Origin of the sequence: Polynucleobacter sp. UB-Raua-W9 (genome assembly GCF_018687435.1) — a bacterium.
Taxonomy (GTDB): domain Bacteria; phylum Pseudomonadota; class Gammaproteobacteria; order Burkholderiales; family Burkholderiaceae; genus Polynucleobacter.
Map to the genome: position 1 here is coordinate 357,565 of NZ_CP061290.1, position 24,702 is coordinate 382,266.

25 protein-coding genes are annotated in these 24,702 nt (G+C 45.8%); 15 read left to right on the plus strand and 10 right to left on the minus strand.

Annotation, left to right across the window (positions count from 1 at the left end; translation table 11 throughout):
* The first annotated feature begins 17 nt into the window (after positions 1–17).
* Positions 18–1,094, plus strand: a complete 1,077-nt coding sequence (locus tag AOC07_RS01900; RefSeq protein ID WP_215357966.1) for an acyltransferase — start codon at positions 18–20, stop codon at positions 1,092–1,094.
* On the opposite strand, the gene yjgA is transcribed toward AOC07_RS01900, so the two are convergent.
* Positions 1,091–1,618 (minus strand): ribosome biogenesis factor YjgA, encoded by a 528-nt coding sequence (gene yjgA, locus AOC07_RS01905; protein ID WP_215293725.1) that lies wholly within the window; start codon positions 1,616–1,618, stop codon positions 1,091–1,093. The genes AOC07_RS01900 and yjgA overlap by 4 nt on opposite strands.
* A 107-nt stretch (positions 1,619–1,725) precedes the next feature.
* Here yjgA and AOC07_RS01910 point away from each other — a divergent pair, with 107 nt between their 5' ends.
* The 6 genes from AOC07_RS01910 (at position 1,726) to AOC07_RS01935 (ending at position 9,309) form a co-directional block, all read left to right on the plus strand.
* The gene (locus AOC07_RS01910) at positions 1,726–3,351 is read left to right on the plus strand and encodes a GMC family oxidoreductase (protein WP_215357967.1); all 1,626 of its coding nucleotides are present in this window, start codon (positions 1,726–1,728) and stop codon (positions 3,349–3,351) included.
* Between the two features lie 19 nt (positions 3,352–3,370).
* Positions 3,371–4,258, plus strand: coding sequence for an EamA family transporter (locus AOC07_RS01915; RefSeq protein WP_215358415.1), 888 nt, complete (start codon positions 3,371–3,373; stop codon positions 4,256–4,258).
* Positions 4,259–4,414: 156 nt separating this feature from the next.
* Positions 4,415–5,599 carry an ABC transporter substrate-binding protein gene (locus AOC07_RS01920; RefSeq protein WP_215293727.1) on the plus strand — a complete coding sequence of 395 codons (1,185 nt, stop codon included), beginning with the start codon at positions 4,415–4,417 and terminating at the stop codon, positions 5,597–5,599.
* Positions 5,600–5,740: 141 nt separating this feature from the next.
* Positions 5,741–6,619 carry a branched-chain amino acid ABC transporter permease gene (locus AOC07_RS01925; RefSeq protein ID WP_215293728.1) on the plus strand — a complete coding sequence of 293 codons (879 nt, stop codon included), beginning with the start codon at positions 5,741–5,743 and terminating at the stop codon, positions 6,617–6,619.
* Positions 6,620–6,621: 2 nt separating this feature from the next.
* On the plus strand, positions 6,622–8,550 hold the full coding sequence (locus tag AOC07_RS01930) for an ATP-binding cassette domain-containing protein (protein ID WP_215294267.1): 1,929 nt from the start codon (positions 6,622–6,624) through the stop codon (positions 8,548–8,550).
* Positions 8,551–8,580: 30 nt separating this feature from the next.
* On the plus strand, positions 8,581–9,309 hold the full coding sequence (locus AOC07_RS01935) for an ABC transporter ATP-binding protein (RefSeq protein WP_215293729.1): 729 nt from the start codon (positions 8,581–8,583) through the stop codon (positions 9,307–9,309).
* Positions 9,310–9,359: 50 nt separating this feature from the next.
* Here AOC07_RS01935 and AOC07_RS01940 read toward each other — a convergent pair whose 3' ends face one another.
* Genes AOC07_RS01940 through AOC07_RS01960 form a run of 5 tightly spaced genes read right to left on the minus strand, consistent with a single transcriptional unit; the run spans position 9,360 to position 12,930 of the window.
* On the minus strand, positions 9,360–10,178 hold the full coding sequence (locus AOC07_RS01940) for a sulfite exporter TauE/SafE family protein (RefSeq protein ID WP_215357968.1): 819 nt from the start codon (positions 10,176–10,178) through the stop codon (positions 9,360–9,362).
* Between the two features lie 54 nt (positions 10,179–10,232).
* Positions 10,233–10,652, minus strand: coding sequence for a hypothetical protein (locus tag AOC07_RS01945; RefSeq protein WP_215357969.1), 420 nt, complete (start codon positions 10,650–10,652; stop codon positions 10,233–10,235).
* Complete coding sequence (locus AOC07_RS01950) at positions 10,649–11,470, minus strand: FAD:protein FMN transferase (RefSeq protein ID WP_215357970.1); 822 nt, start codon at positions 11,468–11,470, stop codon at positions 10,649–10,651. The genes AOC07_RS01945 and AOC07_RS01950 overlap by 4 nt, the downstream gene beginning before the upstream one ends.
* Positions 11,467–12,000, minus strand: coding sequence for an FMN-binding protein (locus AOC07_RS01955; RefSeq protein WP_215357971.1), 534 nt, complete (start codon positions 11,998–12,000; stop codon positions 11,467–11,469). The genes AOC07_RS01950 and AOC07_RS01955 overlap by 4 nt, the downstream gene beginning before the upstream one ends.
* 15 nt (positions 12,001–12,015) lie before the next feature.
* Entirely contained in the window at positions 12,016–12,930 is a 915-nt protein-coding gene (locus AOC07_RS01960) for a DUF6662 family protein (RefSeq protein WP_215357973.1), read from the minus strand.
* 153 nt (positions 12,931–13,083) lie between these two features.
* Between AOC07_RS01960 and AOC07_RS01965 the strand changes: the two genes are divergently transcribed.
* Positions 13,084–13,314 (plus strand): DUF3820 family protein, encoded by a 231-nt coding sequence (locus AOC07_RS01965; RefSeq protein WP_215357975.1) that lies wholly within the window; start codon positions 13,084–13,086, stop codon positions 13,312–13,314.
* Positions 13,315–13,316: 2 nt separating this feature from the next.
* Here AOC07_RS01965 and AOC07_RS01970 read toward each other — a convergent pair whose 3' ends face one another.
* Positions 13,317–14,339, minus strand: a complete 1,023-nt coding sequence (locus AOC07_RS01970; RefSeq protein WP_215357977.1) for a DNA/RNA non-specific endonuclease — start codon at positions 14,337–14,339, stop codon at positions 13,317–13,319.
* A gap of 506 nt (positions 14,340–14,845) precedes the next feature.
* Between AOC07_RS01970 and AOC07_RS01975 the strand changes: the two genes are divergently transcribed.
* On the plus strand, positions 14,846–15,832 hold the full coding sequence (locus AOC07_RS01975; protein ID WP_215293744.1) for a transglycosylase SLT domain-containing protein: 987 nt from the start codon (positions 14,846–14,848) through the stop codon (positions 15,830–15,832).
* A gap of 86 nt (positions 15,833–15,918) precedes the next feature.
* Here the strand turns inward: AOC07_RS01975 and AOC07_RS01980 are convergent, their stop codons facing one another.
* Entirely contained in the window at positions 15,919–16,266 is a 348-nt protein-coding gene (locus AOC07_RS01980; protein WP_215293745.1) for an FKBP-type peptidyl-prolyl cis-trans isomerase, read from the minus strand.
* 60 nt (positions 16,267–16,326) lie between these two features.
* Here AOC07_RS01980 and AOC07_RS01985 point away from each other — a divergent pair, with 60 nt between their 5' ends.
* From AOC07_RS01985 to AOC07_RS02005, 5 genes are all read left to right on the plus strand, one after another.
* The gene (locus AOC07_RS01985) at positions 16,327–17,370 is read left to right on the plus strand and encodes a DUF6352 family protein (RefSeq protein ID WP_251371701.1); all 1,044 of its coding nucleotides are present in this window, start codon (positions 16,327–16,329) and stop codon (positions 17,368–17,370) included.
* 261 nt (positions 17,371–17,631) lie between these two features.
* Positions 17,632–19,866 carry an NADP-dependent isocitrate dehydrogenase gene (locus AOC07_RS01990; protein WP_215357978.1) on the plus strand — a complete coding sequence of 745 codons (2,235 nt, stop codon included), beginning with the start codon at positions 17,632–17,634 and terminating at the stop codon, positions 19,864–19,866.
* A 144-nt stretch (positions 19,867–20,010) separates the two neighbouring features.
* On the plus strand, positions 20,011–20,973 hold the full coding sequence (msrP, locus tag AOC07_RS01995) for a protein-methionine-sulfoxide reductase catalytic subunit MsrP (RefSeq protein ID WP_215357979.1): 963 nt from the start codon (positions 20,011–20,013) through the stop codon (positions 20,971–20,973).
* A gap of 2 nt (positions 20,974–20,975) precedes the next feature.
* Positions 20,976–21,533, plus strand: coding sequence for a lipocalin family protein (locus AOC07_RS02000; protein WP_215357980.1), 558 nt, complete (start codon positions 20,976–20,978; stop codon positions 21,531–21,533).
* A gap of 1 nt (position 21,534) precedes the next feature.
* Complete coding sequence (locus tag AOC07_RS02005) at positions 21,535–22,458, plus strand: MBL fold metallo-hydrolase (RefSeq protein WP_251371702.1); 924 nt, start codon at positions 21,535–21,537, stop codon at positions 22,456–22,458.
* Positions 22,459–22,472: 14 nt separating this feature from the next.
* Here AOC07_RS02005 and AOC07_RS02010 read toward each other — a convergent pair whose 3' ends face one another.
* Positions 22,473–23,267, minus strand: a complete 795-nt coding sequence (locus AOC07_RS02010; RefSeq protein ID WP_251371704.1) for a hypothetical protein — start codon at positions 23,265–23,267, stop codon at positions 22,473–22,475.
* Positions 23,268–23,322: 55 nt separating this feature from the next.
* Between AOC07_RS02010 and AOC07_RS02015 the strand changes: the two genes are divergently transcribed.
* Positions 23,323–24,093 carry an SDR family NAD(P)-dependent oxidoreductase gene (locus AOC07_RS02015; protein WP_215357981.1) on the plus strand — a complete coding sequence of 257 codons (771 nt, stop codon included), beginning with the start codon at positions 23,323–23,325 and terminating at the stop codon, positions 24,091–24,093.
* A gap of 2 nt (positions 24,094–24,095) precedes the next feature.
* On the opposite strand, the gene AOC07_RS02020 is transcribed toward AOC07_RS02015, so the two are convergent.
* On the minus strand, positions 24,096–24,629 hold the full coding sequence (locus tag AOC07_RS02020) for a DUF2889 domain-containing protein (protein ID WP_215293751.1): 534 nt from the start codon (positions 24,627–24,629) through the stop codon (positions 24,096–24,098).
* Between the last annotated feature and the right edge of the window lie 73 nt (positions 24,630–24,702).

The following is a 24,702-nucleotide window of genomic DNA, read 5'->3' on the forward strand; positions in this document are numbered from 1 at the left end:
TTAATTAAGTTGCCTCTTTGCAGTCAAAAAACCATTTTCTTCTTGTCGATTTCTTAAAAACCTTTGCTGCTGTAGCGATCATTCTGCATCATCTATCAAATTATGGTCAGATTGCTGAGGATGCTCGGCAACTTCTACCAGGCATCATGGATTTCTTGTTTGAGTATGGCCGCTACGCTGTGCAAATCTTTTTGGTGATGGGTGGATATTTAGCTGCCCAATCTTTGACTCGCTCTGAAAAGCTAAAAAATTCCAGAGATGTCCTAAAGACAATTATTAACCGCTACTTAAGACTTTTTGCTCCCTATGTCGTTGCGCTACTAGTAACCATTGCATGCGCTTGGGTAGCACGCTTTTGGATCCAAGATGAATTTGTGGGTGAATCAGAAACACTGAGTCAGTTCTTGGCGCATCTGTTTTTCTTCCAGGGCTTTTTGGGCTTGGATGCGATTTCTGCAGGAGTTTGGTACGTTGCTATTGATTGGCAGTTGTACGCTATCTTGGCTTTATTACTCGGCATGTTTCCAGGCTTTAGATCCTTAGTCTGGATATTGACGATATTGTCTGTGGCATCTTTGCTGTATTTCAATCGACTGACTGCTTACGAAAATTATTTTATTTATTTTATTGGCGCATATGGCCTGGGCGCACTTGCCCAGCTTTGTAAAAATTACCCAGAGCAATCGGTAAATCGTATTGCCGTGATATGTATCGTACTAGCTGGCCTAGCCATCGCTGTTGCTAGTTTTCATCAATTCTGGCCACGCAATCTCTTGGCTTATGTAGTTGCTGTCACACTCATCTTTTTTGGCGATTTGGCATATAAAGATCAGGTACGGGTGCACAAACATATCCAGCCACATAAACTTGTCAATGCTATTTTGTGGAGCAGTAGAAGATCTTATTGCGCCTTCTTATTGCATTTTTCTTGCATCTTGTTGGCTAACAGTCTTTATGTTGGCTGGGGTATGAGTCACTTGCATGATGGCGCTCTGGCGCTAGCACTTATGTTGATGGCCTTTGTTGCGAGTTGGGGCGCTGCCAACTACCTGTATCGCTGGGTTGAAGTGCCCTCTAGAAGAATAAAGCTTTAAAGCCCCATATCCTTTAACACACGGAAGATCTCGCGATAAGCCTTCGGTGGTTTATTTTGCTCTTTCTCTCTACGCGCATTGCGAATGAGGGTGCGCATATTCTGAATATCCATATCAGGATATTGTTCAATCATCTTGGTGAAGGCCTCATCATTGTTCACTAGCCTATCGCGATAACTTTCTAAAAAATGCAGCTTAGCTGTTTCAGCTTTGCTTACCCCCTGAATGGCATCTAAACGCTTTTGAATGGCATCAAGTTCTTCTTCATCTAAAAAGCGCATGAGTTTGCCAAGATATTGTTTATGGCGCCGAATTGCTTCAAAACTTTTGATCTTGTTGGTTTCTGCAATCGCTACTTTGATGGCTTCATCTAGAGGGATGGTTTTGAGGGCATCGCTGCTCAACGCTGCTAAGACTTCTGCCAATTTCTGGCGTTCTGTCATTTGGCGCTTAAGCTCAGACTTGCTGGGGCCTTCATCAACCTCGACTAGCTTAGGAGTGCGATTCTTCTCATTAATGTGCATGTCCTCATTTTAGACGGGTATTAGGCTATTCTGAGTAGATGCCGATTTTCTAGCTTTAGTAAATAATAGACAATCAGGTGAATACCGCCTTATCTGAAGCAAAAAACATGACACAAGCAAACACCTACGACTACATCATTATTGGGGCAGGCAGCGCCGGTTGTATGTTGGCCAAGCGTTTGACAGAAAATCCTGCAAAAAAGGTGTTGCTAATCGAGGCTGGTAAGAGTGATCACTACATCTGGATTCACATTCCGGTGGGTTACCTGTACTGCATTGATAACCCTAGGGCGGATTGGCGTTTTAAGACTGTTGCAGAAAAAGGCCTGAATGGCCGTTCTTTGCTTTATCCGCGCGGCCGTGTTTTGGGTGGCTGTTCTTCGATTAACGGCATGATCTATATGCGTGGTCAAGCGGGAGATTATGAGTCCTGGGTGCAGGCAACTGGTGACGATGCATGGTCTTGGGAAAATGCCCTAGCTCGCTACAAAAAGTTTGAGGATTATCACGGGCCCGCCAATGAATGGCATGGCAAAGGCGGTGAGTGGACTGTCTCTCGGCAACGCTTACGCTGGCCCATCATGGATAAGTTTAGAGAGGCTGCTGTGCAGGCAGGGATTCCGGCATCAGATGACTTTAATCGTGGCGATAACTTTGGCGTAGGCTACTTTGATGTCAGTCAGCGTGCCGGTTGGAGATTAAATACTTCTAAGGCATTTTTAAGAGATGCAGTCAAGCGCAGTAATCTCACGGTGATTACTGAGGCAGTAGTGACAAAACTCAATATTGATCCTGCGACCAAAAATTGCTACGGGGTGGAGTATTTAAAAGACGGCCTTGCTAATGAAGCTTTATGTGCACATGATCAAGGCGGCGAAGTTTTACTTTGTGCCGGCGCTATTGGTAGCGTACAAATTTTGGAGCGATCTGGTATTGGTGCTGCCGCCCATCTCAATCGATTAGGTATTCCCGTGATGGCTGACTTACCTGGCGTTGGTGAGAATCTCCAAGACCACCTACAGTTACGGATGGTCTATAAAGTCAATGGTATTAAGACTCTAAATACCAAAGCGAATTCTTGGTTTGGCAAGATGATGATTGGCCTCGAGTATCTCTTTAAGCGCTCCGGCCCTATGTCCATGGCGCCTTCTCAGTTGGGGGCATTTGCTTATAGCTCACCAGAGCAGAAAAGTGCGAATGTGGAATATCACGTGCAACCGCTTTCATTAGAAAAGTTTGGCGAAGACTTGCATTCTTTTAATGCCTTCACTGCAAGTGTTTGTAATCTCCGCCCAACATCGCGTGGCAGCATCCATATCCATTCTATCGATCCTGAAGCGCCACCAGTTATTCACCCAAATTATTTATCGACCGCGCAAGATCGCAAGATTGCCATCGAGTCATTAAAACTAACGCGCCAGATTGTGCAAAGCCCAGCGCTTGCGCCGTATTCCCCCGAGGAATATAAACCGGGCGCGCAGTATCAAACTGAGGAAGACTTAGTGAAAGCTGCAGGCGATATTGGTACAACCATCTTTCATCCGGTGGGTACCTGCAAGATGGGGCGTGCTGATGATCCAATGGCAGTGCTAGATTCACAATTACGGGTGAGAGGTATTCATTATTTGCGCGTAGTGGATGCTTCAGCTATGCCCGCGATCACCTCAGGCAATACTGCCGCGCCTACGATGATGATTGCAGAGCGCGTTGCGGAGTTAATCACTAGTGCATAGTCCCCACAAAAGCAATCAACTGCCTGCAAGTCATCTTCTGCTGGCCTTAGCGATTGTGGCGGTGTGGGGCACCAACTTTGTGGTGATCAAGCTTTGTTTGGCTTCGTTTCCACCATTTTTATTTGCAGCACTTCGTTACACCTTTGCATTTTTACCTTTGGTATTTTTCATCCCAAGACCTAAAGTCCCCTGGAGCAATCTTTGCACCTATGGTGTAGCAATTGGAGTTGGGCAATTCGGCATCTTGTATTTCGCTATTGATGGCCGCATCTCTCCGGGTTTGGCTTCCTTAGTCATTCAGACGCAAGTTTTCTTCACAATCGGCTTTGCAATGTTCTTTGCTAAAGAGCGCTTAAGACTTTACCAAGCGGTTGCGGTTTCAGTAGCGATGACTGGTCTAGCAATCATTGCGCTCCATACCGATGCAAACACCTCATTTTTGGGGTTGGCTTTAGTAGTCTTTGCAGGTCTGTCATGGGGTGTGGCGAACACTGTTAGCCGGCGCGCTGGCTCAATCAATATGTTGTCATACGTTGTTTGGGCAAGTGTATTTTCACTTCCACCCCTCTTTCTAATTTCTTGGATTTTTGAAGGCGGCTGGGAGCATATCAGTGCTTCTCTTAGTTCCGCCCCTCTCGGTGCGTGGGCAGGAGTGCTTTGGCAATCTTGGGGCAATACACTATTTGGTTATGCCGCCTGGGCCTGGTTGCTATCTAAGCATCCCGCTGCGGCTGTAGCGCCTGCACCATTATTAGTCCCAATCTTTGGCATGGGGGCCTCGGCTTATTTCTTGAGTGAGTCTTTACCTTTGTGGAAAGTTCTGGCAGCAGGCCTCGTGATTGCCGGTCTAATCGTCAACCTATTCTGGCCAAGTCTAGAAAAGTGGCTCAGAAGGGGAAGCGGATAAGCATTTTTTAGTCTCACAAGCTAGCCTAGGGGCTAATGTAAACCCTAAGGAGAGCGTGTTTTTTGCTACTGCAATCATAGTAAGATTACGCTTCGTTATCTGTAGTGCCTATAAAAAGTATTTATTTCATTAGTAATTTTTAGTCATGGAGACTTTATGAATATTCGTCGTCATATTTTTGCAGTAGCTGCCGCTGCAATGCTTACAACCGGTGCTTACGCTGCCGATATTAAAGTGGGCGTTATTGGCCCATTCACAGGTGGCTCATCCTCAATGGGTGTCAGCATGCGTGATGGCGTGCGTCTTGCTGCAAAAGAAATTAATGCTGCTGGCGGTGTTAATGGCAATAAGCTCGTATTGATTGAGCGTGATGATGAAGCTAAAAACGAGCGCGGCGTACAAATTGCGCAAGAATTTATTAATAATGAGAAAGTCGTTGCTACTCTCGGTTACATCAACACTGGTGTTGCATTGGCTTCACAGCGTTTCTATCAAGAAGCTAAGATTCCAGTCATTAATAACGTTGCTACCGGTTCATTGATTACTCATCAATTCCCAAATGCAGCAGAAAACTATGTTTTCCGTACTGCTGCTGCTGACAATATTCAAGCCCCGATGATTGCTAAAGAGGCAGTTGAAAAACGTGGTTTGAAAAAAGTGGCTATTTTGGCTGACTCAACAAACTACGGTCAATTGGGTCGCGAAGACTTGGAAAAGGCTCTGAAGTCTTATGGCGTAACCCCTGTAGCGGTTGAGAAGTTCAATCTCGGCGACGTTGATATGACTTCACAATTGCTTAAAGCAAAGAATGCTGGTGCTGAAGTAATTTTGACTTATGCCATCGGACCAGAGTTGGCGCAGATTGCTAACGGCATGGGTAAATTGGGTTGGAAGAAGCCAATGATTGGTAGCTGGACATTGTCTATGGCTAGCTTTATTGATACCGCCGGCAAGAACGGTGATGGCGCAACAATGCCTGAAACTTATATTCAATCTCCATCTACAACTGCTAAGCGCAAGGCTTTCCAAGAAGCTTACCTAAAAGAGTTCAAGCCAAAAAATAACAACATCGCTTCCCCGGTTTCTGCTGCTCAAGGCTACGATTCTGTGTACCTATTGGCTGCGGCGCTCAAGCAAGCAAATAGCACTGATGGCCCAAAGATTTTGGCTGCATTGCAAGACCTCAAAACTCCAGTAGATGGCGTTGTAATGACTTATAACAAGCCATACACAGCAACTGACCATGAGGCAGTTAAAGCAAAAGACGTTGTCATGGGTGTGGTTGAGGGTGGCCGTGTTCAGTTCTTGAACGCTGAGGATGCAACTCCGAAGAAGAAGTAATTTACCTCAATGGTGGGCGGGCTCTAGAATTATCCCGCACTGCAACATTGGTATCCCCAAAACGCCGCCCCCAAAGCGGCGTTTTGCTTACAATGGCGGATTCGTCAATTAAACAGTTTTAAGTATATTTAGGTCAACACAATGGAAATGCTTGCACAAATCCTCTCGAGCGGTATAGCAGTGGGGATGATCTATGCTGTTATCGCCTTTGGATTTCAGCTTACTTTTGCCACTTCTGGCACTCTAAACTTTGGTCAGGGCGAGGCCCTCATGTTGGGCGCTCTCGTCGGATTGACCTGCGTAGATACCTTTGGTATGAACTACTGGATGATGATTCCAGTGGTCTGTATTTTTGGCATGATCCAAGGTAGCTTCGTTGAGCTCATCGGTGTGCGCCCAGCAATCAAAATCAAATCTGAGTTTGGTTGGATTATGTCCACTATCGCTCTTGGAATTATTTTTAAGAACGTTGCCGAAAATATCTGGGGTCGTGATGCATTACCATTCCCATCCCCTTTGCCGATGGAGCCAATGAGCTTCTTAGGTGCCAATATTCTGCCAATGGAAATCTTGGTGGTCGTTGGCGCACTTGTCATGATGTTGTTAGTGGAGTTCTTTAACCGTAAAACTATTTACGGTAAAGCAGTTGTAGCGACTGCAAACGATCGCGACGCGGCTGGCTTAATGGGCATCAATACCAGCGTAGTCATTACCTTCTCTTATGCTTTGTCATCATTGACTGCTGCATTTGCTGGTGTATTGATTGCGCCTCTCACATTAACTGGCGCAACGATGGGCGGCGCTTTAGGCTTGAAGGCTTTCGCGGTGGCCATTATTGGCGGCTTATCGAGCGGTCTCGGAATTATTGTTGGCGGCTTGATCCTTGGCATCGTAGAAACAGCAACGGGTTTCTATATCTCTACAGGATATAAAGATGTCCCCGGTCTGATCTTGTTATTGCTGGTATTGGCATACAAGCCATCTGGTCTCTTCGGCAAATCTGCAATTAAGAAAGTTTAATGATGAAATTGAAGTCTCTATTACCTCTATTAATTGCAATCCTAGGGTTATTTTGTTTACCCCTATTTATCCATAACCCTTATTACATTCACTTAGCTGAAACAATTCTGATCTACACCATCTTGTTGTTTGGTTTGGATATCGTAGTTGGCTATGTAGGACAGGTATCTTTGGGTCATGCTGCTTTATTTGGTATTGGCTCTTACACCGCAGGTATTTTATTTTTCCACCTCGGCTTGCCAATTTGGGTAACGATTCCAGCTGCTATTGTGGTGACAGCAATTTTCGGCGGCATTTTGGCCTTGCCGGCTTTAAAAGTGATCGGACCATATTTGGCGATGGTGACCTTGGCGTTTGGAACCATTGCACAGATTCTGATTAATGAAATGACTTGGTTAACTGAAGGCCCATTGGGAATTAAGTTAACTCGCCCAGAACTCATGGGTGTGCCAATGACTAAGGCTGAGTATTTCTGGTTAGTTTCTGCAATAACTATCCTTGCCCTGATTGTTGTAGACCGCTTTGTTAAATCCCAAATGGGTCGTGCTTTTGAGGCTTTGCGTGATAGCCCGGTGGCTTGTGACTGTATGGGTGTTTCTGTGTATCGCTTTAAGGTGATCGCATTTGTCATTAGTGCAGGCTTTGCTGGTTTAGCTGGTGCCCTATACGCTTATTCAGAGCAATACATTTCACCAAACACGTATAACAACGAATTAGCGGTTCTATTTTTGCTCGGCATCATTATGGGTGGACGCAAGTCGCGCTTGGGTGCTGTGATTGGTGCAGCAATTATTGTGTTGTTGCCTAAACTATTGGACGATATTCATTTATTCCGTATCGTAGCTTCATTGATTGCCATCGTAGTGGTGGTGGGTGCAGGCTTGGCTTTGTCCAAGCAAGTAACTACTCCAAAACGTGTAGCTATTCCTGTTGCTGGTGTAGTGGGCTTAGCGGCGTTCTCATTCTGGCTTGATAGTATTTCTGACTGGCGCTTGAGTATTTTTGGCTTCATGATTTTGCTAGTGGTGTACTACTTACAAAACGGTATCGTTGGATTTGCTAAGAGCTTTTATCAATCGATAGCTGGCAAAGCAAAAACCACTCGCGGTGAAGAAGCTGAAGTAGTGGATGACTCGATTAGCTTTATTAGCACTGTTGCCAACCAAAATGCTGGTACTGAGCTTTTGAAAGTTGACTCTGTATTGATGCAGTTTGGTGGCTTAAAAGCGTTGAACAATGTTGATCTGAGCATCAAGCGCGGCACCATTCATGGCTTGATTGGTCCTAATGGTTCCGGTAAGAGCACCATGATGAACGTGTTAACCGGTATTTATGTGCCTACCGCTGGTAATGTTTTATATGCTGGTGAGAGCGTAGTTGGCAAGACTTCATCCGACATTGCTTTGTCAGGCATTGCGCGAACATTCCAAAACGTGCAACTTTTTGGTGAGATGACTGCCATCCAGAATATTTTGGTTGGTTTGCATCACACCTTTAAATCCAATATGGTTGAGATTGCCTTGCATCTGCCGCGCTACAAAAAGGAAGAGGCTGAAGCGCATGCTCGTGCCTTGGCGCTTCTCAAATTTGTTGGCTTGGATGACTTAGCAAATGAAGAGGCGCGTAACTTGCCATACGGTAAGCAGCGTCTCCTGGAAATCGCCCGTGCCTTGGCGCTGGACCCTGAGTTGCTCTTGTTGGATGAGCCGGCAGCGGGTTTAACAGCTCCTGATATTAAAGAACTCTTGCGCATTATTCGTAAGATCCGCGATAGTGGCATTACCTTCATTCTCATTGAGCATCACATGGATGTGGTGATGTCAGTTTGCGATACCGTCTCTGTATTGGACTTTGGTCAGAAGATTGCAGAAGGTAAGCCGGCTGAAGTTCAGGCAGACGAGAAGGTGATTCATGCCTACTTGGGTACTTAATCACTAGAACATATTGAATCGGTAAATACCATGTTATCTATTAAAAATCTTGAAGCCGGTTACGGCAAAGTTAAAGTCCTTCATGGCATCAATATTGATGTTCCTAAAGGGCAAGTGATCACCTTGATTGGCTCTAACGGTGCAGGTAAAACGACCACGATGCGCGCTATCACTGGCATGATTAAGCCAACTGCTGGTGAAGTGACGCTTGGTGGTGAAAAAATTGATGGCTACGATTCTCATAAGATCGCCCGCCTTGGCTTGGCCCACAGCCCCGAGGGTCGTCGCGTTTTTACGACTATGTCTGTGACTGACAATTTATTGCTTGGCGCATTCCCTCGTTTTACAGGTAGCCGCCCTAAGGGCGATATCAAGAGCGATCTTGAAAAGTCTTTAGAAATGTTCCCGCGCCTTAAAGAGCGCCGCAATCAATTGGCGGGTACTTTATCTGGTGGCGAACAGCAAATGTTGGCAATGGCTCGTGCAGTGATGTTAAATCCAGAAATCATTCTTTTAGATGAGCCATCAATGGGCTTGGCCCCGATCTTGGTTGAAGAAGTCTTTAAGATTATTTCCAATCTCAAGTCACAGGGCGTCACGATGTTATTGGTGGAGCAGTTCGCAGCCGCAGCTTTGAATGTCGCTGACTATGGCTACGTGCTTGAGAACGGCAAGATTGCTACTCATGGACCAGCTGCAAAGCTTAAAGATGATCCAGCCGTGAAGGCTGCTTACTTGGGCGGTGCTGGTGGGCACTAACTATCAAGCTTGCTGCAAAAAGAAAAAGCCCTTAGCAGTAAGGGCTTTTTTCATATGGTACTCAGACCTTTGATAATCAGGCCAATAGCGACGACAAATACGAGTACAGAGAAAATCTGCTGCAATCTGGGCCCACTGAGCTTCTTGCCAAACTCCCTACCAATAAGCAGGCCAACTAAGGCTCCCAGAGAGTAAGGTGCAGCAACCAATACATTCATATTGCCTGAGGCAATTGAGAATAGGGCGCCCCCACTAGCAATTATTGCAAGTACTCCTAGAGAGGTTGCCACGATCGACTGTGCGGATAGATCGGTATAGCGCTTTAGAAAGGGCACAATCACAAAGCCACCACCAACCCCTAGAAGCCCAGATAAAAAGCCTGCTAAGCCCCCTGAAAACATCAATGCTCTTGCGCAGGGGATATTCCAGTCTAACTTGCCTTTATCTGGATTGATGAGGCAAGGCGGCGGCTTTCTTTCGACTGACGGCATTCCAAGGATTTCTCTTCTGGCTCGAATAAACAGAGTGATTGAGACATAAAACAGAGTGCAGCTAAAGAGAATTAATAACGGTGCATTGGGGATTCGTTGAGCTAGCCAGAGTCCAACGGGTGAAAGTAACAAACCAAAAATTGCCATAAAGCCAGATGCTTTGTAGCGCAGAATTTTATTCTTTAAGCCTAAGATAGCTCCGACTGAAGAGGCGATTGCAATCGCCAAGAGTGAAATAGGTGCTGCCTCGGCCACACTAAAGTGCATCACAAAAATTAACAGGGGGACAGATAGAATTCCGCCACCGGCACCAGTTAAGCCCATGAGGATTCCAACAAGAATCCCCAAGGAGGGGCTGATTAATATTGAGTAGTCCATGGAGCCATTTTATGGGGCAAGTACCGAATTCAGTCAGTGTACCCCTCGGCTAACTCATGGGCTCGAATATTCTATTTTTCTTAGTCCGTGTAATAAAAAGATTGCAAAGAATATCAGTCCAACCATCCAATGAGTGCTCACAACACGATCTCGCATTTCTTCTGGACCGTAATACAGTAGGGCTCCTGAAATTAATAAGATCGCTAGAAAGCTCAGTTGGCTAAACCCGCTAATCCATTTCTTTTTGGATTTAATACCTGCTTTTAAATGAAAGGGTAGTATTGACCCTAGGGCTAAAGTGGCCAAGATTGCTGCAACTCCGTGAGCAGCCAAAATAGAATGAGTTCCCAAGGTTGTTCGTTGAATATGAAACTCATGGCCAAGCAGATACAAGCTCCCGCTAATGGAGCAAGCAAGCATGCCGCTAAGTACGAATAATTTTTGCCAGCTAGGCATCTTTCCCAAACGACTCATGCAGCAATCCGAATGGCTTGTGCTGAGAAGTGGCGAAAGCATGGGTGATCATGCCTGCCTGAGAGCGCAAGTACCTTAGTAAGAGCATCTGCGTAGACGCATTCATGGGCCAGAATGGAATAAGAGTCCGGGACATTCACATGCGCTTCAGAGGCATCTTGCGCCAAAGGATTAATGATGTGACTGAGATGCTGATCTCTATTGGCAAAGTACAAGCCACTTGTCGCGATAGCCCCGTTTTGTAATGAGCCGATATCAATTAATTGTCTGGGTTTATTTGGATTCCGAATTTGGACTGATCGGGGGTTATCGCCAAATACTCGAAGATCGCCTCCCGCATTTACGCAGCCAGATTGGACTCCGCTGACCATTAAGCTTTCCACCGCTTTATCCACCGCGAAGCCTTTAGCAATTCCGCCAAGGTCTAAGCAGATGGGTTTAGTGGAGGTGATGACCTGTGGCTCCAGAAATTGGATGTCTTGAATGCCACCAAACTCATATTGAGATAGGTCAATATGAATGGGCAATAATCCAGCAGCCACTAGTCGATTGCCAATGCCGCAATTAAATAAACCATTCGATTGCTCATAAACATTGATGGCAATTTGGAGGATTTGCGCAGTCCAGGGATGAACTTCCATAGCCACTAGATGCGCCCATCGATTCATTTGAGTGAGCTCACTTAAAGGGTTGTGAAAGCTCATCAGATTCTGAACCTGTTTTACTGTACTAAATGCACTATCTATCGCCCGGTCATCATCTTGATCAATTGAGATTTCAATAAATGTTCCCAGAAGAGCTTTGCAGCGCGTCGTCATTTTGTTTTAAGTGCTAAATCATATAAGACTGCCACTCTTTTCACGCCATCAGTAATGTGCTTGCAAGAAAGCGTGGCGCCACCAATGTTCTGAATATCTTGATTCAGTTTGATGGGGTCCTTTGCAGTCTTGCCAACAAACTGTTTACGCCACTGCGCGTCTTCTACTTCATAGCCATAAGACTCGACATATTCCAAAATCTCAATACCTAAAATGCTGCCATTGGGTGCAATCCCGACAGCATAGGTAATCATTTCGTGTTTGCCGACTACCTCATCGATGACAAGCCAGCCACCATCGGTAGTCTTCCAGATGCGGTCTCCTTGAAAAGGGTGACGAATGCTAGATGCCGCCCGCATTTTTTCTTGTAAATCGTCAGTAATGATGATGGGTGCTCTTGTGAGCTGCTTATTAGGAAAGAGAATTTTCTGTGATTGCTCGGCAGTAGCATATATTTTTGCGTGAGCAATGATGGGTGAACTCACCATTGCCAGCCCAACAATCGCAAAGGGATTAGGTTTCCAGTTCATTTAATTTCTTGCTCCTTAGTTCAGTGGAAAGCCAACTTTGACAATGAATTCATTGATGGTATGACTATCCCAAACACGAGCGTTCGAACATTCAGCTTCACCGCCACCCATGCAGTTGCCACCTGCTAATTGATAGCGCCAGGCCCCAGTTACCCACCAGTCCTTAGCGGCATAGTGCATATTGGGACCAACAAAGGTGGCGCGTTGTACTTGGTTGTGTAGATTTAATTCTGAATAATCGTTGTGAAAGCGAGCCTCTACTCCTGCAGACCATTTTGGAGCAAAGCGATAACTAGCGCCCACTAAAAAATCGAGCATAGACTCAGGGACATTGCCATTCTCAATAAATTTCAAGCGTTCATTTGCCACTACGACGTTGCCAGCAAGCACTAAGCGATCGTCAATGAAATTGGATTGCAATAAAAGTCTTGCTTCAAGCTCATCTTTATTTCTGCCCCAGGTAGGTTCGAGATAGAAACCAACTCCAACAGGAGATGTCACTGGATTGGTGAGTCGATAAATGGCTTCGAGTGAGCCACCTTCAATGCCACTCTTTCGGTATGGGGTGGCAGGATCATGCGAGGAGGGTACCGCATAGCCACCGGTACAAGTGGGCTCTTCTCCGCATGCCTCAGGGTTGGTGTAGTTCTGATTGGCATTGGTGTAATACGAATTGATATAGCCCGCAATTTGCAAATCATTCGTAAGGCCATATTCCAATTCGGATCTAGCAGTCCATGCTTCATATGTGCCCGCTGCCTGCTGTTGATTTAACTGCAGGCGTTGTTCAAATTCCAACTTGCCTTTAGGTTGAAGATCAAGCGTATAGATCCAACCAAACACTCCTTCGCCTGCATGGGCAAAAGAGAAATGAAGGGCGGTTGCAAGAATAAAACTAAAGGCGATCAGTCTTTTGATGGTCAATTTCATAGTCATATTAGGTTGGTGGTTAAAAAATCTAAATAAGAATGGTTCTCAATATAGCATCAAATGAGAATCATTCTCAAATAGAAAAATGACCACTTTCTAATAAATGGTGGAATTTATGAGGCTTATCGTTTTTGCTTGTAAGATTTCTCTCACATGAATGCAGAAGCCCTCGAAAAACTGGTCTTAATGAAAATGCCCTTTGGTAAACATGCTGGGCGTGCATTGGCAGACCTGCCAGGAAATTACTTGGCTTGGTTTGCGCGCGAGGGATTTCCTAAGGGAGAGCTGGGCCAGTTGCTAGAGTTGATGCACACGCTTGACCACAATGGATTACGTGGACTTTTGGCGCCCATCCAAAGAGCGCATGGTCAAGAAGAGCGCTAACTTTATTTTGTGCGAACGATTGCAATAACCCGACTGCGCTCATAAGTCACTATTGCAGTATTCGGAGGGCTACTTTGAATAAGAGTGGGAATGAATGAGGTCTGAGTTTCAAGCTGACCTCCAATTTTCTTGGCTAGATCACCATTTTGGTCATACTGAATCTGAATGCTGGCTACCCGACCTTCTTTGATGTTTTGAATAAGTTGATCAAGCTTAGTCTGAGAGTAATGATCAAAAAATATGGGATACCAGCCACCGATGATCCTGCCGTCCTTGGGCTCTGAGGATGCTGCTTTAGGGGTGGTGGCCATAGCATTCAGCGGCAAATGAAAATCAATGCCAGTTTTTTTAACCAAGTCTTGGTAAGAGATTGGCGGAGTCATATTGGCTTCATTGGTATTTTCAATCCAATAGGCCCATGCCAAATTTTTACTGGGGTCATAAACCAATTTAAATAGATGGGTAGGAATAGTGACTCGGCTGCTGCCAATACTGCCGCTATTACCAGTGGATCCAGTAAACACATAAACCTCACCAGCAGCTCTTTTGACATAGAGTCTTGTCGGCTCCTCTACATTCTTAGCCCAAATACCCTGATTATTTTGTCTCGCCTGGGGCATCATGTTTGCCAATGAAAAGGACTGGGCCATTGACCTTTCATTACTCATATCCCCGGCTGGGGCGTTGTGGCCTCGGTCATACCCACTTCCGCGGTAGTCTGAGAGTAGGGCCCGCTCTGCAAATGGCAACCTCGCTTCCTCATAAAACCGATTGCTTCTTTTGGGGTGAGGGGTCGATAGGCGTTCTCGACTGAGCTTCTCGACTGTATAGATAGGCTTCTTCTCTATAGGCGAGTAGTAGATGGCATAGCTATCGAAGCACAAATCTCGTCCTGTTTGTTGGGTGCTGGGGGCTTTCTGCTGCGGGAAAAGGTCTTGGCATTCCTCGAATATGGCGAAGGCGCTAATGGGGTTGAGTAGGCATAGGCTTAATGCCAGGACAAGAATCTGACGAAGAATGTTCATAGGATCTCAGTGTAGGGGGAGGCGTAAGCCATTGCCCATTTTTTAATCCAAACTAGCTGCAGAGCGAATCAGAAATTCAGCCCACCAAGTGGCTTGCTTGAAAGTCAACGCTTCATTTCATCCGAAAATACTTTAAAAATAATGCCTTGCAGCAATTATGGAAGTGCTACTACCGGTAGAAATTTGGGTTACACAAAACACTAGATGTATGGTTTTTGGGGTAATTTTTTTTGATGAAATCGTAAAAAAGTCTGATTTTGACCATTTTTTTACAGTATGAAATTAGTATTTCCTAACTTGTATAACTGATTGATTTAAATGAATAAATTATCAATAACAGAAGACGCATGTGAGAGATCCGGTATTTCGAGACTGGAAAGTTATGGAAATGACTTTCTTTATGCTTGACTTGATATAAGAACCTTCTTAGGATGACCCATGTTTTATAAATATTGCAGTGCAACAAAAATCTGTGATGCAGATTTTCGGGGTGCGCAAAAAATTAGATGAATAAATGGATTACCTACAATTTAGATGATACGCAAGATCGGCAACCAGCGATTCTGGCTGCAAAAGATCTGCTGTCACAGGCCATGGCTCCAGTCTACCGAGTCATCAATGGCGTGCTCGTGATGGCTGTATTTGTGGTTGTCAGCCTTTGGCTTTCGGGTAACGGTACGAATGCTGGTGCCTTTGACTTGGCCCGCATCTTAGTGCCGGACGAGGCTCGCAATATGGTTTGGAGTAATGGCTTTGGCATGCTGGAGCAATATAAGGCTTCAAATGACAGTGCCGCCCAGACAGCCGATTCAGAAATTGCTGCGGTGATCTACAACAAATCCAACCCGATCTCAACGGGCTTGGGTGGTCCTAAGCAGCAGACAGTTGCATTGCTGATGCCTTCTGTAGCGCAGGTGCAAGTGAAGTCGATTTCTCATTTGGCTGATCGCATCCCAACATCGAAGATTGACCCGCAAGCGCTTGATAGCAATTTAATGGGCTCGATTCAAAATCAACGTGCCGTTGCTGATTTCTTCGAGAAGAAATACAAGCTAGATCGCGCTAAGATCGAAGAATACGTCTCAAACACAATTTTGGTTGCAAAAGAAGTCAAGATTGATCCAGTGCTTTTATTGGCCGTGATTTCAGTTGAATCAAACTTCAATCCAACCACCCGGAGTGAGGCTGGTGCTGAAGGCTTGATGCAGGTAATGACTTCAGTGCATAAAGATAAATACGCGTTGTATGGCGGTACCACGCAGGCTGTTAAGCCTGAAGTAAATATTCGCGTCGGTGCTTATATATTGAAGTATCTCATCGCCACCGCTGGTTCATTGCGCAACGGCTTGAAGTTTTACGTGGGTGCTGCTAATGCAGAAGATGATGGTGGTTATACGGATAAGGTGATGGCTGAAAGAAATCGCCTCATCAGCCTTTGTCAAACCCGCTCTACTAATCGCTTGACGCTAAATGGCAAGGATTTGCGTTCTTAATTGAGTAGCGCCTGGATCATAGAAGAAATAAAGGCCACCCTAGGGTGGCCTTTTGCATCCTGCCTAGTGAATAGGACTGCTGGGGATTAATTGACCCCGTGCAGTTCTACCTCGAATACCAGGGTTGCATTGGGTGGAATAACGCCGCCTGCACCACGAGGACCGTAGCCCATATCAGAGGGAATAATAAGAGTGCGTTTGCCACCGATTTTCATGCCCGCAACGCCTTCATCCCAGCCCTTAATCACGTGGCCAGCACCCAAAGGGAAGCTGAACAATTGGCCGCGATCTAATGAGCTATCAAACTTCTGACCTTTATGGTCAGCCGCTTTTTCGTCATATAGCCAGCCGGTGTAATGCACGTCAACGTGATTACCAGCCACCGCTTCTTTGCCGTCGCCTACGACGGTATCGATTTTTTTGAGTTCACTCATGATGTTTTCCTATTTCACGAAAATTGATTGGCTAGTATATTCTGAGCCTTACAGATTCAAATGGTGAGCCTAATTTGGCTCGATGACATGATAAATTACTGGCCCAATTCCGCATACAACACCCTTTTAGTTAGCCCAGACCGACAGCTATTGGTCACAGACGACTTTTTGCGTACATATTTGCAAAGGCCTGAGCTCAGCTTGGTGCCAGAGTCCTGTGCGATTGAACAATCCTTGCATCAGCGTTTGCTTGAAAACCCCCGTGCCGAAATCGCTGAACCTGAAATTGCTGCCATGACGGATGAGGATATTCAGGAAAACTACCGAGTTTGGCTGCGCTACCGAAAGCGCCTATTGGCTGCAAGCTCTTTAGAAAGTTTTTATATGAGCCTGTTTAATGGTGAGGGCGTTGATGTGCCACCCTTATTTGTTGCCCAACTAGCGCAGATCTTTGTGAGACACCTATTGGGAGATCAGCCTCATCCCTTAGAGGCGCGAATGGGTGAGTTGTTCTTTAGAACTCAGAAGATTACCGTGCTTGAAGATGCGGTTGTGATGGGGGCGGATGAAGAAGTCGTTGTTCGCAATGCCCAAGCCGGCGATACCGGAAACATCATGGATTTGCTCAAGGGTAAATCGATGACGATGAGGTCAGCTGATTTAGATGTCTTGTATGAAGAAAATGCTGCCGAGTACTGGGCGCGAAATGAGGACTTTGATTTCGCGGTACAGCTGAACTTTGGGCATGAGCCTATCAACCACTTTTGCCGTGTCTTAGAGAAGTGGATAGAGCATTTCTTGGGCGCAAGGGTGCGTATTACCCCCATGCAACAAATTAGTGATCCCAAGTGGTCTTGGCATGTTGGCTTGGATGCAGCAGCGACAGAGGTGTTGAATAAGCTTTATAACAAGGAATCCGTTGAGGCTGATGAGTTAGAAAAGGTGATTTGCCTGTTCCGTCTAGACTTTATGGATGAGGCAGCAGTAGCTAAAGCTCAGACTGGTAAGCCGGTCTACATGGCAATTGCCATGAATGCACAGCAAGAGCTAAAGCTAAAACCCCAAAATCTCTTGTTTAATTTGCCACTCGCAAAAGCCTCTTAAGCTTTATATATAGATGTGCTGATTCATCGGCAGTGGGATCTAACAAATAATCGGCTGAGGGTACTTGGTGGATTCCCTTAAATTGGGCATCCTCAAGGCCTTTAGATCACAAATGTGCCAATTTTGCCAAGCCCAATGATTTAAAATGAAAGACTCTCTGCATTGGCAATGGGTGCGCTAAAAGCGGCTTGCAAAATGCAGCTGTGAGACCGGCGGGTTAAAACCTGACCCTGTAAATTTTTCAATATTGAGGAAACGTTAATGGCTTCAGAGAAATCAAAGATTATTTACACGCTGACAGATGAAGCGCCATTCTTGGCGACTTGTGCATTTCTGCCGATCATTCGTACTTTTACAGCGCCTGCTGGTGTAGAGATCGTGACTAGTGACATTTCTGTTGCTGCCCGTATTTTGGCTGAGTTTTCTGATTGCCTAACAGCTGAGCAAAAAGTACCTGATAACTTAGCCGAACTTGGCAAGATGACTTTGATGCCTGATACCAATATTATTAAGTTGCCTAATATCAGCGCTTCTGTACCTCAGTTGCTGGCAGCAATTAAAGAATTGCAGGCTAAGGGTTACAAAATCCCTCATTTTCCAGATGATCCTAAGAATGATGAAGAAAAAGCGATTCGTGCACGCTACTCCAAATGTTTGGGTAGTGCAGTAAACCCGGTCTTGCGCGAAGGTAACTCAGATCGTCGCGCACCCAATGCGGTGAAACAGTTTGCTCGTAAACATCCTCACTCTATGGGTGAATGGAGTCAGGCTTCCCGGACCCACGTATCGCATATGCATGGTGGCGACTTCTATGCCGGTGAAAAGTCAATGACGATGACTAAAGCCTGTGATGTGAAGATGGATTTAGTGACCCAAAGTGGCAAGACAATTGTTCTTAAGCCAAAAGTCTCTTTGTTGGCTGGCGAGATTATCGACAGCATGTACATGAGCAAAAAAGCGCTTTGCGAATTCTACGAAAAAGAAATTGAAGATGCTTACAAGACTGGCATGATGTTGTCCTTGCATGTGAAGGCAACCATGATGAAGATCTCTCATCCGATCGTCTTTGGGCATGCTGTGAAGATTTTCTATAAAGATGCTTTTGCTAAGCATGCCAAGTTGTTTGAAGAGTTGGGTGTGAATGCCAATAACGGGATGAGTAGTCTCTACGATAAGATCAAGACTTTGCCTGAATCTAAGCGCGAAGAAATCATTCAGGATTTACATGCCTGCCATGAGCACCGCCCTGCATTGGCAATGGTGGACTCTGCCAAAGGTATCACTAACTTACATTCCCCAAGTGATGTGATCGTGGATGCTTCTATGCCTGCCATGATTCGCGTTGGCGGCAAGATGTGGGGTGCTGATGGCCGTTTGCATGACACTAAAGCAGTGATTCCAGAAAGTACCTTTGCCCGGATCTATCAAGAAATCATTAATTTCTGTAAGACGCACGGTAACTTTGATCCAACCACAATGGGTACAGTACCTAACGTCGGCTTGATGGCGCAACAGGCCGAAGAGTATGGCTCACATGACAAGACTTTTGAGATTCCAGAAGCTGGCGTAGCCCGGATTGTTGCTGACGACGGCACTGTATTGCTCGAGCAGAATGTGGAAGAGGGTGACATTTGGCGTATGTGCCAAGCGAAAGATGCCCCAATTCGGGATTGGGTGAAATTGGCGGTAAACCGTGCCCGCCTCTCTAATACGCCAGCAGTATTTTGGCTAGATGAGTACCGCCCACACGAAGCCGAGTTGATTAAGAAGGTCAATACCTACCTCAAAGACTATGATCTCAAAGGTGTAGATATTCAGATCATGTCCCAGACTCGTGCAATGCGTTACACCTTAGAGCGTGTGATTCGTGGCAAAGATACCATCTCTGTAACGGGCAATATTTTGCGTGATTACCTCACCGACTTGTTCCCTATTATGGAATTGGGTACCAGCGCGAAGATGTTGTCTATTGTGCCCTTGATGGCAGGTGGCGGCCTCTTTGAAACGGGCGCTGGTGGTTCTGCTCCTAAGCACGTACAACAGTTAGTTGAAGAGAATCACTTGCGCTGGGATTCACTGGGTGAGTTCTTGGCTTTAGCAGTCTCACTAGAAGACATTAGCGATAAGACAAAGAATTCTAAGGTGAAGATTTTGGCTCGCACTCTGGATGAGGCAACGGGTAAATTGTTGGATAACAATAAGTCACCATCTCCGCGTACCGGCGAGTTGGATAATCGCGGCAGCCAGTTTTATTTGGCGATGTATTGGGCGGAAGCTTTAGCAGCTCAGACTGAAGATAAAGAGCTGCAAGCGTATTTCGCACCTTTGGCTAAATCCTTGCAGGAAAATGAGCAGAAGATTGTGAATGAGCTCAAAGCAGTTCAAGGCAAGCCAGCCGATATTGGTGGTTACTTTATGGCTGACCAGGAGAAGTGTGAGGCAGTGATGCGCCCTAGCGCTACTTTCAATGCAACCCTGAAAGCGGCTCATGCTTAATGGCTAAATCAGCATTGATGAGGTTAGATAATAAAAAGGCAAACCTTTGGGTTTGCCTTTTGCTTGTGGGTGCCAATAAAGAGCGGCAAGCAATAAATTCTCATCAGTAGCAAAATAAGATAATTACATTGATTGGGGTACGCCATGCGGTTTATCGATCAGACTATCCTTCCTAGCGATATTACCCCTCAAGCCGTTTTTGAAAATCGGCGCAATCTGATAAAGGCTGCAGCCGCAGGTAGTTTCGGAATGGCATTGGCCCCTTGGTTTTCAAGAGAGGCATTGGCGGCTAACCCAGAAAAGCTGAGTGCATTGCTCAATCAGGCTTATGCATCCAAGGATGACCTCACGCCCTATAAGTACGTCACCAGCTATAACAACTTTTATGAGTTTGGCACCGATAAGGCTGATCCAGCTGAGTATGCGAATACTTTGCAAACTCGCCCATGGACCATTGCCATTGAAGGCTTGGTTAAAAGGCCAATGAGTTTGGATATTGATGCTTTGTTAAAGCTTGCACCAATGGAAGAGCGTATTTATCGTATGCGTTGTGTTGAGGGTTGGTCGATGGTGATTCCATGGGATGGCTACTCCTTATCCAAGCTCATTAATAAAGTAGAGCCATTAGGTTCTGCAAAGTATGTGGAATTTATCTCTCTGGCTGATCGTAAACAGATGCCAGGAGTGAAAAGCAATATTATCGATTGGCCCTATCGCGAAGGCCTGAGAATGGATGAGGCCATGAATCCATTAACGCTACTGACTTTTGGTTTATATGGCGAAGTGTTACCCAAGCAGAATGGGGCGCCGGTGCGCATCGTGGTTCCTTGGAAGTATGGATTTAAAAGTGCCAAGTCGATTGTGAAGATTCGGTTTACAGAAGAAATGCCCAAGACGAGCTGGAGTCAGTTTGATGCCCGCGAGTACGGCTTCTATTCCAATGTGAATCCCCTGGTAGATCATCCACGCTGGAGTCAGTCAACTGAGCGTCGCATTGGTGATGCAAAAGGTGTGTTTGCACCCAAAATAAAGACCCAGATGTTTAATGGCTATGGCGAGCAAGTTGCCAGTATGTATGCTGGTATGGATTTGAAGAAGTACTATTAGTCATGATGAAAATACAAGTTGCTTTAGTGAGCCTGCTACTCGCGGTTTGCTTGCCTGCTGATGGTCAAAGTGATACCCCAGTAAGAACGATTGCCTCTTTAGATGTTCCAAAGTATTTAGGTACTTGGTATGAGATTGCGAAATTCCCAAACTGGTTTCAGAAAAAATGCATTGGCAATACTAAGGCGGTCTATTCACTGAGGTCCGACGGTAATTTAAAAGTTCTCAATAGCTGCAAAACTGCTGATGGCGATATTTCTGAGGCCGAGGGTGAAGCGCGACAAGTGGGCGGAAAAGATTCACCGAGGCTAGAGGTACGCTTTGCTCCAGCATGGCTTTCCTTTTTGCCAATGGTATGGGGAGATTATTGGGTGATTGATCTAGACCCCCAGTACCAGCTAGCCATAGTCAGTGATCCTCGGCGGGAGTATCTCTGGATTCTTTCTAGAGCGCCGCAGTTAGATAAAAAAGTTTATGAAGATCTCTTGCAGAAATTGCAAATGCAGCAGTTTGATATTCGGAAGTTAGAAGTGACTGCGCAATCCAGCCCCAAGAATTAAAGTGCCCATCCGTTTATTGCCTCCAGGAATTGAAGTCTTTGAAAGGGGCTGGCTATCTGCAAATAATATTTTTCATTTTGGCGATGAGAATGTTTCCCTGGTTGATAGTGGCTATTGCGCGCATGAAGGGCTTACTCTCGAGCTGGTGCGCAACGCCCTGGTGAAGCATTCACTGCCCGGTTTAAATACAGTCGTTAACACGCATCTGCATTCAGATCACTGTGGCGGCAATGCTGCTCTAGTCAAAGCATTTGATTGTGAAATCCTCATTCCAGCTTCTGAAGATCAAGCAGTGATAGATTGGGATGAAGATTTATTGAGCTATCAAAATCTGGGGCAAGAGTGCCCGCGTTTTGCGCATCACGGTTTGCTAGTTCCTGGGCAGGAAATTCTGTTGGGACGCTTTCTGTGGCAGGTCTTGGCAGCTCCTGGTCATGATCCTCATTCCGTGATGCTTTACCAAGCAGAGCATCGTCTTCTGATTTCAGCCGATGCACTTTGGAAAGAGGGATTTGGTGTGATTTTTCCAGAGCTTTGGGGTGAGCCTGGTTTTGAAGAGGTCGCACAGACCTTAGATTTGATTGAGAGTCTACCAGTGAGTCTGGTGATACCAGGGCATGGCAAGCCATTTACCGATGTGGCTGGATCTATTGCGATAGCGCGATCTAGATTAGATTACTTAGCCTCTGGTCCAGAGCGAAATGCCCGCCATGGCGCAAAAGTTCTATTGAAATACAAGCTCATCGAGTGGCGAGCAAAAGATATTGATTTGGTGGCTGATTGGATTGAGAATACGCCAGCACTAAGAAGCGCTGCGAAACAGCTTAATATGGATATGCCAGAGTTTCTGCAGTGGTTGCCGAATGCTTTAGTCAAATCTGGTGCTGCTAAGTTAGAGGCGAACTCTTTAGTCGATGTTGCTTAATAGGGCTCTAAGCTCTAGAAGGTAAAAGAGAGTTTGCTGTAAACCGACCAATCATATTGTTGATAGGTTTGCACTACTTGTTTAGCTGCGCCTATGGCAAATAAGAAATGTGGATTGACGCGATGTGTCACCATAGCATCGATTGGTACAAACCAACCTCCGCCCGCTGTGTTGTAATTAATGCTGTTCTCATCCCAAAACCGAATTTGAGTATTGGCGCTAAGATTGAATCCCAGTGTGGGGTAAAGCTCTAAGCGCCGTATTAAAGCCGGCGTTGTTGAGCCGGGAGCGGTTCTAGGACTAAAGCCATAGAGGTAACGCGTCAAAGGTGAGAAATCAGAAAATATATTTGTCTCCGTATAGCTGGGTCTAAACGAAGTGCTTAATTGCGGACCAGCAGCCCATTGACCTTGATTTTGTAGCGGCGCAATTACACGCGCACCTGCATTGCCAAACCAAGTCGGCAGGCCTCCCCAAACGGTGAGCATGGCGGTGTTAGGAGTGTAGGCTCCAGTCGATTGATTGGTCTGCTGTGGACCGTAGTTAGCAAGATACGATGTGTCTAGCCTGGCTGTTCCATGCCAGTCACCAATATTGAGTGGGCTGTAGTAGCGCAGCTTGAGGGTGTCGCTATAGTTTTGCGAGCCCTGGTAGTCGTGATATCCCCAGAATTCTAGGACACGGTCTTTGGAGCGTTCTTGTGAGATATTTACAAGACCAAAGGGTAGGGCGCTGGACGTTTCATTGGCACAGACCCAGTATCCCTGGATGAGCAATAGAAAAAAAGTGAGTGTGCGCAAGAATGCCATATAAGCATTAATATTAAATGACTAATCCCATTTATTTGAAATTCGTAGAGGAAGTATGGAACATACCGTTTTAGTAACTGGCGCTACTGCCGGATTTGGTGAAGCAACTGCGAGGCGCTTTTTAGCGCATGGTCACAAGGTTATTGCTGTGGGTAGACGAGTGGAGCGCTTAGATGCCCTCAAGGCATCGCTACCTGCAGATCAACAGAAGAAGCTTCATACGATGGCAGTAGATGTATGTGATAGCGCCAAAGTGGATTCTCTGGCAGCATCTTTGCCTGCAGAGTTTGCCAAGGTCACCGTTCTCGTGAATAACGCAGGGCTTGCATTAGGTCTTGAACCGGCGCATAAAGCCTTCCTCGAAGACTGGGATCGTATGATTGATACCAACATCAAAGGCTTGGTGCATATGAGTCGTGCTTTTTTACCTGGTATGGTAGAGCGCAAAGTGGGGCATGTCATTAATCTGGGGTCTGTTGCTGCCAACTATCCTTACCCAGGTGGCAATGTGTATGGCGGTACTAAAGCATTTGTAAAACAATTTAGCTTAAATCTCAGGGCTGATTTATTTGGCACTCCAGTGCGTGTTTCTTGTATTGAGCCGGGTATGTGTGCTGGCACAGAGTTTTCAAATGTGCGCTTTAAGGGCGATGACAATAAAGCTGAACAGGTTTACACCGGTGTCAAGGCATTAAGTGCAGATGATGTTGCTGAAGCCATTTACTGGTCAGCAAATTTGCCTAGTCACATGAACATCAATGTTCTAGAGGTGATGCCTGTACAGCAATGCTTTAATGCTTTCAACGTACATCGTGGAGAGTTCTAAACTTACTTTTTCCACTGATAAAACTTGGGATAGACGCGCATTACCACTGGGCCGTCGAAATCCCAAGACTTGCAAGCCCCCAAATATAAAGGCGGCTTGTTTTCATCGGGGTCAAACAGTGCACCAGGAATGGATTGATAGGCTGCAGTAGCAATATTGTTTAGTAGCTCGCGTAAGTGCGTGCAGCCTTTAATTCCGCCTAGGTGCATCTCAATCGTTTTACGCCAACCTTTGCCAATGCGCTCTCCAATTAATGCATCCATAGGCGGGATGACCAAAGTACATTCTGGGTGAGGATGACCGTCCATTACCACTTCAATCGCTTTGATGGTGAGATGGTTGTCTAATGTAACTCGTACCCACATATCGTGAATTGCTTCTCCGGGCGACCAAGTTCTTGAGCCCGTCACAAAGGGATGGGACTTTGTGTCTTTCAAGTGACCCTCGATGTCCCATAGACCATCCTCTCTCGCATAGCCATAGAATGTGACTTCGCGTTGATGGAGTGGTGAGCGTGGTTTTGGGTCTGAAAGCATGGGAGTAGTGTGTGATCGGTGGGGATGCTCAATCATAATCAATTGAGGCTGAAGGCGGTGAGACTACTAAAAT